Genomic DNA, 11,969 nt, shown 5'->3' on the forward strand with positions numbered 1-11,969 from the left:
CTCCTTATTTACTCTTAATTGATGAAGTGTGAGAGTTTGGATCAAATTGCTTTTCAATATAAATTAAGTTTGAGTCCTTGTCTCCTTGCAACTCAATGAAGGCTCCATCTCTATCAGTTGGAGAAACTTCTCCCTTTTCGTCATCCTTGTAAAAAACTAAATATTCTTTGTTAGGACTTAAGTTCTTTGGAATATCTACTTGTATTTGAGAAAGGTCGCCCTTGTAATCCTTTAAGAAGGCTGTTGACATTCCCTCAGCAGTAGATGTTGAAATTCTAATTCTTGAAATATAATCAGAGTTTTTGATGAGTTCGTTAACAGCTTCTTTGTCAAAGTTTGAAGTTGCAACTTGCTCTTCATCAGTTTCTTTGTTAGTAACATCTGATGCAACTTTTGCATCACTAGCTCCAGCCTTAGCTTGATCTTTTTTGCCACAGGCAGCAAGACTAAGACTTAGGAGTAATGACATTGAAATAATAAAAATTTTTTTCATATTCTACCTCCAATTTTAGTTCATTATATCACAAGACAATGGCTTAATTATATAATTTTAAATTAAGAACAAGAATGTTATAATTAAAAGGGTGATTGAATGCCAAAGGATGTCCTATTTATTTTAAACAAACTAAGAGAAAGTGGCTTTGAGGCCTACATAGTTGGTGGGTCTGTGAGAGACAAGCTAATGGGTATTGAGCCACATGATTACGACATAACAACTTCTGCAAGGCCAGAGGAAATTAAAAAAGTCTTTCAAGACTATAAGACTGTCTTAGTTGGAGAAGACTTTGGAACAGTTGGCATTTTATTAAACAATACTCTCTATGAAGTTACAACTTTTAGGATTGACGGAGCTTATATAAACAACAGGAAGCCAGAGAAGGTTACTTTCTCTAAGAATCTCACAGAGGACTTAAAGAGAAGGGACTTTACCCTTAACGCCATGGCAATGGATGGAGATGGAAATCTTTACGACCCCTTTCATGGTCAAGATGATATAAAAAATAAAATCATTAGGGCTGTGGGTGATCCAAATGAAAGGATAAGAGAAGATGCTCTTAGGATGATGAGGGCAATTAGATTTGCTGGAAGGTTTGGATTTTTTATTGAGGAAGAACTTTTTGATGCCCTATCCTTAAATGCAGGACTCTTAAAGAAAATCGCTCCAGAGAGAATTTTTGATGAGTTTTCCAAGATGATTACAGGAGAAAACCCATCTCATTATTTATTATTGATGGAGGAGACTGGGATACTTGATGTGATTTTCCCAGAGCTAAAGAGGACAGTTGGCTTTGTTCAATTTTCTCCCTATCATGACAAGACCCTCTTTGACCATCTTATTTGCGTGATGGATAATGTGAAGCCAGACCTAAGTCTAAGGCTTGCGGCACTTTTCCATGACATTTCAAAGGTTGACACCCTATCAATTGGAGAAGATGGCAGGGGACACTTTTATGGACACGAAGTCCTTGGTGCAGAAAAGGTTGAGGAAATTTTAAAAAGATATAGACTTCCCAACAAAACAATTGAGAAGGTAAAAATTTTAATCTTAGACCATATGAAGGTCCATGCAGAGATGACGGACAAGGCCCTAAGAAGACAAATAAAAAGAGTGGGAAGAGATAAGGTCCTAGACCTTTATGACTTATTAATTGCAGATTGTATGTGCACAAGGGCAGATAGGGACGCTTCCTTTATTATAAATAGAAAAAAAGGGGTAAAAGTCTTATTAGACGAAAAAGAAATGAAAACTGAAAGGTTTTTGGAAATTAATGGAAATGATATTAAGGCCATGGGTTTCTCTCAGGGCAAAATTATTGGAAGGATTTTAAGGGACCTTGAAGAAATGGTCTTAGATGATCCCGAAAAAAATAAGAAAACTTACTTAATAGATTATATAGATAAAAATTACAGGTGATGAAATGACAAGATTATTTGGAACAGATGGAGTTCGTGGAATTGCTAACAAGAAACTAACTCCAAAGCTTTGCTATGATATTGGAAGGGCAGCAGCCTATGTACTTGCCAAGGGCAAGAAGGGCAAGGTCCTAGTTGGAAGAGACACAAGACTTTCAGGAGACCTAGTTGAGTCTTCTCTTGTGGCAGGTTTTATGAGTATAGGACTTGATGTGGACTTGGCAGGAGTGATACCAACTCCAGGTGTTGCTTACTTAACAAGGACTGGCGACTACCTATGTGGAGTATCTATTTCTGCATCTCACAACCCTTATGAACACAATGGAATTAAATTTTTCTCATCAGAGGGACTAAAGTTAGATGATGAAGTAGAAGATGAAATAGAAGAAAAAATTCTTTCAACTACAAAAATATACAAGGACGTAACAGGAGAAGAAATTGGAAGGCTAAATAGGTCCCCTGAATTTACTCAAAAATACGTGGACTACTTAAAGAATTTAGTTGATCTTGATTTCTCAGACTTTGAAGTTGCAGTAGATGCAGGCAACGGTGCCCAATCTCACATAGCCGAAGAAGTCCTAAAGTCCTATGGTGCCAAGGTTAAAATTATCAACAATGAACCTAATGGAATGAATATAAACGACTCTTGTGGTTCAACAAATCCTGATCTAATTCAAGAGCTTGTAAAAAAAGAGGGAGCCGACATTGGTATGTCCTTTGATGGAGATGCTGACAGAATTATTGCTGTTGATGAAGAAGGCAATATTGTAGATGGCGACCACATACTTGCCATTGTTGCAACTTACTTAAAGAAGAATGGCAGACTAAAAAACAATGCAGCAGTGGGAACAATAATGTCTAATATGGGTCTAAAGAAGTATCTTGAAAAAATTGACGTGGACTTTGTTGAGACTAAGGTTGGGGACAGGTACATCCTAGAAAAGATGCTTTCCGATGATTATGTAATTGGAGCAGAACAATCTGGTCACGTAATCTTCCTTGACTACAATACAACGGGAGATGGGCTTGCAACAGGTATCCACCTCTTAGAAATTATGAAGAAGACTGGGAAAAAATTATCTGAATTAAATAAACTAATGAAGAATTATCCACAAGTTCTTAAAAACGCAAGAGTCCGTGATGATTTGAAAAATAAATATCAAGACTTCCCAGAAATTATGGATGCCATAAGAGAAGTTGAAGAAAACTATAATGGATCTGGTAGGGTTGTAATAAGACCATCAGGTACAGAGGCCCTTGTTCGTGTAATGATTGAGGGAGAAGACCAAGATAAACTTTCAAGTGATGCTGACAAATTAGTAAAGCTTATTGAAGATAAATTGAATTAGGAGCAAGCAATGTACAAGATTATATCAGACACAAGTTGTGACTTAAGAAAAGATGAAGTAAGGGATTTGGGGATAGAGTATGTTCCCTTTAAGATCTCTATTGATGGAAAAGATTACACAGACGATGAAAATTTAAACTTAGATGAATTCTTAGAAGTCATGAAAAAAACTGAAAATCCAATTCACACAGCCTGTCCATCTCCTTATGATTATTTTAAAATAATTGAGGAAAATAAGGACAAGGATATTTATATTTTGACAATTGGATCAAAACTTTCTGGTTCTTACAACTCTGCAAAGGTAGCAGAAGCAGAAGCAAGAGAAAAGTTTGAGGGAATAAATATTCACGTTATAGACTCCAAGGCAGCATCAGCAGGTACAACTAGAATTGCCTTAAAGTTACTTGACCTTGTAAAGGAAAAGGACTTTGATGAAGTTGTAGAAGAAATTGAAAGGGAAACAGACTTAGAGACAACTATGTTTGTCCTAGAATCTATGAAGAACCTAATCAAGAATGGAAGAATAAAAAAGACAACAGGCCTTATTGCCAATGTCCTAAATATTAGACCAATTATGATTTCCGATGATGGAGAAATTGAACTCTATGAAGTCAATCGTGGAATGAAAAAATCTCTTGATAAAATGGTTAAGGCAATAGAAAGCAAGTGCAAGAGAGAAAAGCCAGATCTTATTACAATTTCTTATGTGGAAGATGAGGACAGGGCTAAAAAGCTAAAGGAAAGAATTGAAGAACTTTATGAGGGTGCAAAGGTCCACCTTAGACATACTAATGGACTATCCTCTGGATATGCTGACATTGGAGGAATCGTCATAGCTTTTTAAACAGAAGCTGGCTTTTTGAGGTGAAGAATGAGAAAAGATAGGGAAAAAAATTTTCAAGACAAGATAAACGACGCCTTTAGACAAGAAGATTTTAAGGAAATTGGAGAAATAATTGGCGAAGGAATAGACACAGCTATTGATGTGACAAAAAGATCTATAAGTAGCTTTGTGAATAAAAATAAGAGAAAATTACCTTATAGTATTCAAAATGATGACAGAATAATAAATCAAAATCCAAAGACTGTAAACAGGGTAAAGACATGGGGATTTGTCGCAAAAGTTTCAATTGTGGGTCATCTTTTTGCTTTGTTTGGTTTTCTCATGGATATGTTTGATACTTATGGATCAATAAGAGAAGATTTGCCAGCCTTAATTTTTTGGGTAATTCCTGCCCTTATTATTTCTTTTTATGCAAACTACAGAATAAAAAAGACTAAGGACCAAATTATTAGATTTAGAAAATACAATCGTGAAATTGGAAACAACACTGTTATACCAACAGCAGACCTTGCAGCAATAACTGCTAAGCCTCTTGATTTTACTATCAATGATCTCCTAAATATGATTGAAAGAGATTATTATAGGCAGGCAAGGATTGTTGAAGAGGGAAAATTGTTTATCTTAGATTCAAAGACCTATAAACTTTATAAGGAAGAAGCCCTAAGAGATCCTCATGAAAAGATGGAGGAACTTGAAAATCAAGAAAATAGTGAGATGGCAGAAGAACTTATCCTAAGGGCAAGGTCCTATGTGACTGAACTTACACAAATTGAAGGAAAGATTTCATCTCCAATGGATGAAAAAATCAGAGAGCTTTTGAAAATAGTAGGAAAGATTTTTGAACTCTTAAAAGAAAATCCAAGCACAGCTGGAGACTTAAACAAGGCTATAAATTATTATCTGCCAACAACTCTTAAGCTTTCCAACTCTTACTTAGAGATGAAGGAGAAGCCAACAGAATCTGTTAAAGGATCTCTAAAGGATATTGAAGACACAATGGACATTGTAATAGATGCCTTTATGAAAATTCTTGACAATATTTACCAAGAAAAAATTATGGATTTATCATCAGACATGAGCGTATTAAAATCCATGCTAAAGCAAGAAGGACTCTTAGATAAGGATGAATTTAAAATTGGGAGGTAAAAAGTGGATAGAGAAATAAAATTATCACTATCAGATGACTTTGATGTAATTCAAGAAGAAGAAAAAAACAGCTTGAAAGAAGTTGAAGCTGATAAGGAAATTAAACTAAGCCCAGAAGAAGAAAAACAAGTAAATGATTTTGCAAAAGAAATCGACATAACAAATTCAAACATTGTCCTTCAATATGGAGTTGGTGCCCAAAGGAAGATTTCAAATTTTTCTGAGAAGACTCTAGAGTCTGTTAAGACTAAGGACCTTGGAGAAGTTGGCGACCTCTTATCTGGAGTTGTAAATGAACTTAAGTCTTTTGACCTTGATGAAGAAGACAATAAATTACTTGGATTTTTCAAAAAGCAAGCCAACAAGATGACTTCAATTAAGACTAAGTACGACTCAGCAGAAAAAAATGTAAACAACATTATAAAGACTCTTGAGGACCATCAAGTTACTCTTATGAAAGATATTGCTATGTTGGACCAAATGTATGACTTAAATGAGTCCTATTACAAGGAACTCAGCATGTACATACTTGCTGGGAACAAAAAACTTGAAGAGGCAAAAAATATTGAATTGCCAAGATTAAAGGAAAGGGCAGAAGAGACTAACCTACCAGTGGATGCACAGCGTGCCAATGATTATGTAAATATGATTTCGAGGTTTGAGAAGAAACTTCACGACCTAGACCTTACTAGGATGGTTTCAATTCAAATGGCACCACAAATTAGGATGGTCCAATCTTCTAACACAGTTATGGTTGAGAAAATTCAATCTACAATTGTGAACACAATCCCTCTTTGGAAGTCCCAAATGGTTATTGCCCTTGGAGCAAATCATTCTAAGGAAGCAGCTAAGGCGACTAAAGAAGTGACTGATCTAACTAACAAGCTCTTGAAGAAAAACGCAGAAACTTTAAAACAAACTACTGTTGAAACTGCAAAATTATCTGAGAGGGGAATAGTTGACATGGAAACAATTAGGTACACAAATGATCAACTTATCTCAGCCTTAAACGAAGTGCGTGAAATTCAAATTGAAGGTCACAAGAGACGTGAAGAAGCTTCACAAGAGCTTAGAAGAATAGAAGAAAATTTGAAATCATCTTTAGTCGAAATTGCAAACAAATAAATTTAAAAGTTAATAGGATGATAAGAGCCGAGAGAAATCTCGGTTTTTTTATTTTAAAATTTTTTGTGAAGGCTCATAGGTTGTTAGGAGTTAAGAAAAAATTATTGGGAATGAGATAAAAATTAACGAATACCTCTTAGGAAAAATAAAAAAGCTCCCAATGTTTTTTAACATAGGGAGCTTATGAGTTAACTAATAACAACTTATCTAAAAGTAATCTTTCCATCGTCAATGGAATCAATAATTGCAAGAGAGAGAAGGTCGTAACCCATGTCCCTAATAATCTTGCCGCCATCTTGGAAGCCCTTTTCAATGGCAACAGAAACTCCAGAGACTTTAGCACCTGCTTGCTTTGAAACGTCGATCAAACCCTTTAGGGCATTTCCTTCTGCTAGGAAGTCGTCAATAATAAGTAAGTTGTCCTCAGGAGATAAAAATCTCTTGGAAACAGTAATAGTATAATTTTTCTTTGTAGTGTAGGACTCAACCTTTGACTCGTAAACATCCTTGCCAATGTTTAAAGTTTTTTGCTTCTTGCAAAAGACCACCATGGCATCGTCAAAGTGTTTTGAAGCAACAGTTGCTAGGGCAATCCCACTTGCTTCAATAGTAAGTATCTTGTTTATTTTTTTGTCCTTGAAATAATTTGCCATCTCTTCAGCAAGCTTGTCCAAGAACTTTATATCAAGTTGGTGGTTTAAAAATGAATCTACCTTAACAATATTTCCATCTAAAATTCTTCCATCATTTATAATTCTTTCTTCTAATAATTTCATTTTACACCTCTAGAATATTTTAAGGCAAAAGGAAGAAGTTAGCAAGTTGAGGGCAAGCTTTTATAAAAATAAATTAAAAATTTTAAGATTTTTGATAGACCTTTACTAAGTAGCTAAGATATTGTTGCAATTTAGAACTTATATAAAATTAATATTTTCTACAAAAAATATTAAAACACAGAGGTTAAAAAATTTTATTATTTAAGTAGAGAAAATTTTTCTAATATATGTCATTATAAATTATTTGTGATATCATAAAACAAGGTGATAAAATGATTTTGGAAGCATTGATTATTGCCCTAGTAAGTATGGTTTTTATTAGGGACAAGGACTTTAATAATTTAATAAATTTTAAATTCAAAAGAGTTTACCTTGCCATTTATGGAATAGTTTTAATGATTTTAATAAACTTTATAACGGGAAGAGATTTTGGAAGTCTTACTGAATTCTATGTAAAAAACTTTAAAGTCTTTCACATCCTATCTCTCTTGCTCATTAGTCTTTCATTTTTTTCGAATTATGAGAACAAGGGACTTTTGATTTGTGGACTTGGAACTTTTTTAAACGCCCTACCAGTAATGGCAAATGGAAAGATGCCAGTCTCGGCAAGTGCCCTAATGAAAATAGGCAACGAGAGAATTATAAAAATTATTTACACGGGCGGGAGCCTAAGTCATGGGGTCTTTGATAATCCAAAACTTTATTTTTTGTCAGACTTCATTTACTTAAAAAGATTTGTTGGGCCCTCTAAGGTCATTAGCCTTGGAGATATTTTAATAGCCCTTGGTTTATATTTTGCACTAATAATTATTGTTAGAAAGAGAGGTGCTTAGGATGGAAAAGTTTAGCAACTTATTAAATGTTATAAATTTAAGAGATGTGGTGGACATACTAATTGTTACCATCCTTATCTATTACGTTTTAAAGCTAATTAGAAACACCAGAGCAGAGCAAGTTTTTAAGGGGATTCTTTTTATCCTCCTTTTTATAAAAATTTCACAATTTTTCCAACTTTACACAGTTAACTGGATCTTCACCAGGTTTATCAATGACGGTATTGTTGCCATTATTGTCTTGTTTCAACCAGAAATTAGAAGAGGTCTTCAATATCTTGGACTTACTTCCAACATAAAAAATAGCTTTAGTCAAAACAAGGACAATGTGCCAGAGACTGTAGAAGAAATTACTTCTGCTGTTGCATCTCTTGCTAGGCAAAAAATTGGTGCCCTTATAATTATTGAAAACGAAGTTGGACTTACAGAAGTTATTGAAACGGGAACTGAAATAAATGGAAAGGTTAGCAGCGGACTTCTTATTAATATATTCATCCCTAACACACCGCTACACGATGGAGCTGTTATTATAAAGGGATCAAAAATCAAGGCGGCAGCATGTTTTTTGCCCCTATCTGATAGCCAAAAGATTTCTAAGGAATTGGGTACAAGACACAGGGCAGGAATTGGAATTTCTGAAAAGTCTGATTGCCTATCTATTATGGTTTCAGAAGAAAATGGAACTATTTCAACAGCTGAAAATGGAGTTATCTCAAGATACTTGGATATAGAAACTCTTGAAGCAAAACTTCTAGAAATTTACAGCCCAGACTACAAAGCGAAAACTATTTTCTCAAAGCGTGGTGAAAAAGATGAAGAAAATTAATTTTAGAAATGACAGAAGTTTGATGCTTAAAGTTATGTCTTTGATTTTTGCCATAATTCTTTGGTCCTATGTAAAGGGTGAGGCAAACTTTATTAGTTCAACAAACTTTAAAAATATAGAAGTTACTTATGACGGACTTAGTCGTCTAAAGGAAAGGAACCTAACAATAATATCTCCCAAGGAGTCAACGGTAGATGTCAAGCTGCAAGGTTACAATTCCTACATGAGAAATGTCACAAGAGATGGAATTGTTGCTAAGGTTGATGTGAGCAAGTTAACTGAGGGCGAGCACTCAGTTCCTATAAATGTTTCCTATATTGATCTTGGAATTTCTGTTACTAACACCACACCAAGAAGGATCCCTTTTAAAATTGATAAGGTGTTGGAGGAAAAGACTGAGGCAAATATTGTATTTTTAAATAAGCTAGAAAAGGGTCTAACTCTTGGGGACTTAAATAAACAAGTTAATGTTAAGGTCAAGGGACCTTCTACTTATGTCAACAAGATTAAAAAGATTGATGCTTATATTGATCTTTCAGACATCACACAAACAACAAGCATTGAGGCAGAAATTTTTGCCTATGATGATGCTGGGAAGATAATAAAGGAAGTTGAAGTGACTCCTGCAAGCGTAAAAGTTGACCTTCCAATTTTAAAAAGTAAAACTGTGCCAATTAAATTAAAATTTAATGAAAATACTAGTAAAAATATTGTGACAAGTGACTTTTCAATTGAGCCATCTTCTGTTACAATTAGAGGAAATTCTGATGTAATTGATTCTATTAACTTCATAGAAACTAGACCAATTAATTTTTATAATTATAAAAATGGAAATGATTTAGTTAAATTGAATTTGCCAGATAAGGTTACATTAGTTGACGAGAATATTGACTTCAGGTTGAAGCCAGTAGGAAAAGAAGATTAATGTGTATTAATAATCAGGAGGTAATATGGAATTTTTTGGAGAAGGACTAACATTTGACGATATTTTGCTCGTGCCAGCAAAATCAGAAATTTTGCCTAACGAAGTTGACTTATCTACAAACCTAACGGAAAAGATTAAGCTAAACATTCCTCTTATGTCAGCAGGCATGGACACAGTTACAGAACACAAGATGTCAATTGCCATGGCAAGAGAAGGTGGAATTGGTATCATCCACAAGAATATGTCAATTGAAGCGCAAGCCTTAGAAGTAGACAGGGTAAAAAGATCTGAGCACGGAGTTATAACTGATCCCTTTTCACTAACTAAGGATCATTCTATTGCAGATGCTTCTGAACTTATGGAAAGATACAGAATATCTGGCGTGCCAGTAGTTACAGAAAAGGGTGTCTTAGAAGGAATTATTACAAACAGGGACATAAGATTTGAAACTGATCTTTCTAAAAGAATTGGTGAGGTAATGACTTCAGAAAAACTTATTACTGGAGATCCTGATATTAATTTAGACCAAGCTCTAAATATTCTAAAGAAATATAAAATTGAAAAACTTCCTTTAGTTGATAAGGACAATGTCTTAAAGGGACTTATCACAATTAAGGACATTGAAAAACACGAACAATATCCAAACTCAGCAAGAGATAAGTCAGGAAGACTTTTAGCTGGAGCAGCTGTAGGAGCAACTAAGGACGTTTTGGACAGAATCGAAGCCCTTGTTAAGGCAAAGGCTGACGTTGTTGTTATTGATACAGCTCATGGTCAATCTAAAAATGTATTAAACACAATAAAGAAAATAAAGGACGCCTTCCCAGACCTACAACTTATTGCAGGTAACGTAGCAACTTATGAAGGTACAGAGGACCTAATTAAGGCTGGTGCCGACTGCGTTAAGATTGGTATTGGACCTGGTTCAATTTGTACAACAAGAGTTGTAACAGGTATTGGGGTGCCACAAATTACTGCTATCATGGAAGCTTATAGGGCTGCCAAAAAGTATGGGGTTCCAATAATTGCCGATGGTGGTATTAAATTCTCTGGTGATGTTGCCAAGGCTCTTGCAGCTGGTGGTAATGTTGTTATGATGGGTTCACTTTTCGCAGGAACTGATGAATCTCCAGGAGAAGAAATCTTCGTTGAAGGTAGAAGATTTAAAGCCTACAGAGGTATGGGTTCTCTTGGTGCCATGAGTGCTGGTTCATCTGATAGGTACTTCCAATCAGGTACAACTAAGTACGTTCCTGAAGGAGTTGAAGGTAGGGTTCCTTACAAGGGACTTGTTGGTGACATAGTATTCCAACTTGTTGGTGGAGTTAAGTCTGCTATGGGTTATCTTGGTGCAAAGGACCTTGAAACTCTTAGGGCAACAGCTAAGTATGTTAAAATTACACAAGCTTCACTTACAGAATCTCATCCACACAATATTACAATTACAAGAGAAGCTCCTAATTATTATTAAGACATTAATAAATCCACTTCAATTGAATTTGGAGTGGATTTTCTTTATAATTACAAGTATAGAGGTGATATTTTGAAAACAAAAGTCTTGCTCGTTGAAGACGAAGAATCAATAAGAAAATTTGTTAAAATAAATCTTGAAAGAGAAGGCTATACAATTTTTGAAGCTGGCAGTGGAGAAGAGGGAATCGAAATTGCTAGACGTGAGCTTCCAGACATTGTAGTCCTTGATATTATGTTGCCAGGCATTGACGGTTTTGAAGTCTGCAAGGCCTTGAGGGGCGAGTTCCCAAGTCTTGGTATCATTATGCTAACTGCAAAGGCAGAGGACTATGACAAGATCATGGGCCTTCAATATGGGACTGATGATTATTTGACTAAGCCCTTTAATCCAACTGAGCTTACCCTAAGGATAAAATCCATTGAGCGAAGGCTTGAGATTGGGGAAGAAAATGAAAGCAACTTAATCACAGATCCACCTTTTAAAATAGATTCTTATTCAAGAAAATTTTACAAGGACGATGTGGAACTAGAACTAACCCCTACAGAATATCAAATCATAAAAATATTTATGACTAACCCAGGTAAGGCAATGACTAGAAATGAAATTTTAAAACTCGTTTGGGGCGACGACTTCTTAGGCGATTCAAAAATTGTTGACGTAAACATAAGAAGACTTAGGTCAAAGATAGAAACTAATCCAGCAAAACCAGATTACATTGAAACTGTTTGGGGAACTGGCTACAGATGGAAGTAGGTTTA

The 11,969-nt window shown here is 35.0% G+C and carries 12 protein-coding genes; 10 read left to right on the top strand and 2 right to left on the bottom strand.

The features are described from left to right. Positions 1 to 4 precede the first annotated feature (4 nt). The gene (locus tag HMPREF1864_RS07865; RefSeq protein WP_062572234.1) at positions 5 to 493 is read right to left on the bottom strand and encodes a hypothetical protein; all 489 of its coding nucleotides are present in this window, start codon (positions 491 to 493) and stop codon (positions 5 to 7) included. Between the two features lie 99 nt (positions 494 to 592). On the opposite strand from HMPREF1864_RS07865, the gene HMPREF1864_RS07870 reads away from it, so the two are divergent. The 5 genes from HMPREF1864_RS07870 to HMPREF1864_RS07890 are packed head-to-tail and all read left to right on the top strand — an operon-like array spanning position 593 to position 6,377. Further along, a complete protein-coding gene (locus HMPREF1864_RS07870; protein ID WP_062572235.1) occupies positions 593 to 1,915 on the top strand; it encodes a CCA tRNA nucleotidyltransferase in 1,323 nt (440 codons plus the stop codon). Positions 1,916 to 1,919: 4 nt separating this feature from the next. Next, positions 1,920 to 3,263 (top strand): phosphoglucosamine mutase, encoded by a 1,344-nt coding sequence (gene glmM, locus HMPREF1864_RS07875; protein WP_062572236.1) that lies wholly within the window; start codon positions 1,920 to 1,922, stop codon positions 3,261 to 3,263. Between the two features lie 9 nt (positions 3,264 to 3,272). Continuing rightward, positions 3,273 to 4,106: a DegV family protein gene (locus HMPREF1864_RS07880; protein WP_062572237.1), complete on the top strand. Its 834-nt coding sequence runs from the start codon at positions 3,273 to 3,275 to the stop codon at positions 4,104 to 4,106. 27 nt (positions 4,107 to 4,133) lie between these two features. Beyond that, entirely contained in the window at positions 4,134 to 5,252 is a 1,119-nt protein-coding gene (locus HMPREF1864_RS07885; RefSeq protein WP_062572238.1) for a 5-bromo-4-chloroindolyl phosphate hydrolysis family protein, read from the top strand. A gap of 3 nt (positions 5,253 to 5,255) precedes the next feature. Continuing rightward, the gene (locus HMPREF1864_RS07890) at positions 5,256 to 6,377 is read left to right on the top strand and encodes a toxic anion resistance protein (protein WP_062572239.1); all 1,122 of its coding nucleotides are present in this window, start codon (positions 5,256 to 5,258) and stop codon (positions 6,375 to 6,377) included. A 203-nt stretch (positions 6,378 to 6,580) separates the two neighbouring features. Here the strand turns inward: HMPREF1864_RS07890 and HMPREF1864_RS07895 are convergent, their stop codons facing one another. Next, a complete protein-coding gene (locus tag HMPREF1864_RS07895; protein ID WP_062572240.1) occupies positions 6,581 to 7,153 on the bottom strand; it encodes a xanthine phosphoribosyltransferase in 573 nt (190 codons plus the stop codon). A gap of 272 nt (positions 7,154 to 7,425) precedes the next feature. Between HMPREF1864_RS07895 and HMPREF1864_RS07900 the strand changes: the two genes are divergently transcribed. The 5 genes from HMPREF1864_RS07900 to HMPREF1864_RS07920 all read left to right on the top strand — a co-directional run bounded on the left by HMPREF1864_RS07900 (position 7,426) and on the right by HMPREF1864_RS07920 (position 11,964). Then, positions 7,426 to 7,986, top strand: a complete 561-nt coding sequence (locus tag HMPREF1864_RS07900) for a DUF5317 domain-containing protein (protein WP_062572241.1) — start codon at positions 7,426 to 7,428, stop codon at positions 7,984 to 7,986. Between the two features lies 1 nt (position 7,987). Next, positions 7,988 to 8,812, top strand: coding sequence for a diadenylate cyclase CdaA (gene cdaA / locus HMPREF1864_RS07905; protein ID WP_062572242.1), 825 nt, complete (start codon positions 7,988 to 7,990; stop codon positions 8,810 to 8,812). Then, positions 8,799 to 9,737: a CdaR family protein gene (locus HMPREF1864_RS07910; RefSeq protein WP_062572243.1), complete on the top strand. Its 939-nt coding sequence runs from the start codon at positions 8,799 to 8,801 to the stop codon at positions 9,735 to 9,737. The genes cdaA and HMPREF1864_RS07910 overlap by 14 nt, the downstream gene beginning before the upstream one ends. Positions 9,738 to 9,762: 25 nt before the next feature. After that, positions 9,763 to 11,208: an IMP dehydrogenase gene (gene guaB, locus HMPREF1864_RS07915; protein WP_062572244.1), complete on the top strand. Its 1,446-nt coding sequence runs from the start codon at positions 9,763 to 9,765 to the stop codon at positions 11,206 to 11,208. A gap of 72 nt (positions 11,209 to 11,280) precedes the next feature. Further along, positions 11,281 to 11,964 carry a response regulator transcription factor gene (locus HMPREF1864_RS07920; RefSeq protein ID WP_062572245.1) on the top strand — a complete coding sequence of 228 codons (684 nt, stop codon included), beginning with the start codon at positions 11,281 to 11,283 and terminating at the stop codon, positions 11,962 to 11,964. Positions 11,965 to 11,969: the final 5 nt, after the last annotated feature.

The organism is Peptoniphilus sp. DNF00840, assembly GCF_001553125.1.
Lineage (GTDB): Bacteria > Bacillota > Clostridia > Tissierellales > Peptoniphilaceae > Peptoniphilus_A > Peptoniphilus_A vaginalis.

Bases quoted from the DNA above. Each gene is read 5' to 3' on its own strand.
- guaB (WP_062572244.1), top strand. From the start codon at position 9,763: ATGGAATTTTTTGGAGAAGGACTAACATTTGACGATATTTTGCTCGTG.
- HMPREF1864_RS07865 (WP_062572234.1), bottom strand. From the start codon at position 493: ATGAAAAAAATTTTTATTATTTCAATGTCATTACTCCTAAGTCTTAGT.
- HMPREF1864_RS07910 (WP_062572243.1), top strand. From the start codon at position 8,799: ATGAAGAAAATTAATTTTAGAAATGACAGAAGTTTGATGCTTAAAGTT.
- HMPREF1864_RS07895 (WP_062572240.1), bottom strand. From the start codon at position 7,153: ATGAAATTATTAGAAGAAAGAATTATAAATGATGGAAGAATTTTAGAT.
- HMPREF1864_RS07870 (WP_062572235.1), top strand. From the start codon at position 593: ATGCCAAAGGATGTCCTATTTATTTTAAACAAACTAAGAGAAAGTGGC.
- glmM (WP_062572236.1), top strand. From the start codon at position 1,920: ATGACAAGATTATTTGGAACAGATGGAGTTCGTGGAATTGCTAACAAG.
- HMPREF1864_RS07900 (WP_062572241.1), top strand. From the start codon at position 7,426: ATGATTTTGGAAGCATTGATTATTGCCCTAGTAAGTATGGTTTTTATT.
- cdaA (WP_062572242.1), top strand. From the start codon at position 7,988: ATGGAAAAGTTTAGCAACTTATTAAATGTTATAAATTTAAGAGATGTG.
- HMPREF1864_RS07880 (WP_062572237.1), top strand. From the start codon at position 3,273: ATGTACAAGATTATATCAGACACAAGTTGTGACTTAAGAAAAGATGAA.
- HMPREF1864_RS07885 (WP_062572238.1), top strand. From the start codon at position 4,134: ATGAGAAAAGATAGGGAAAAAAATTTTCAAGACAAGATAAACGACGCC.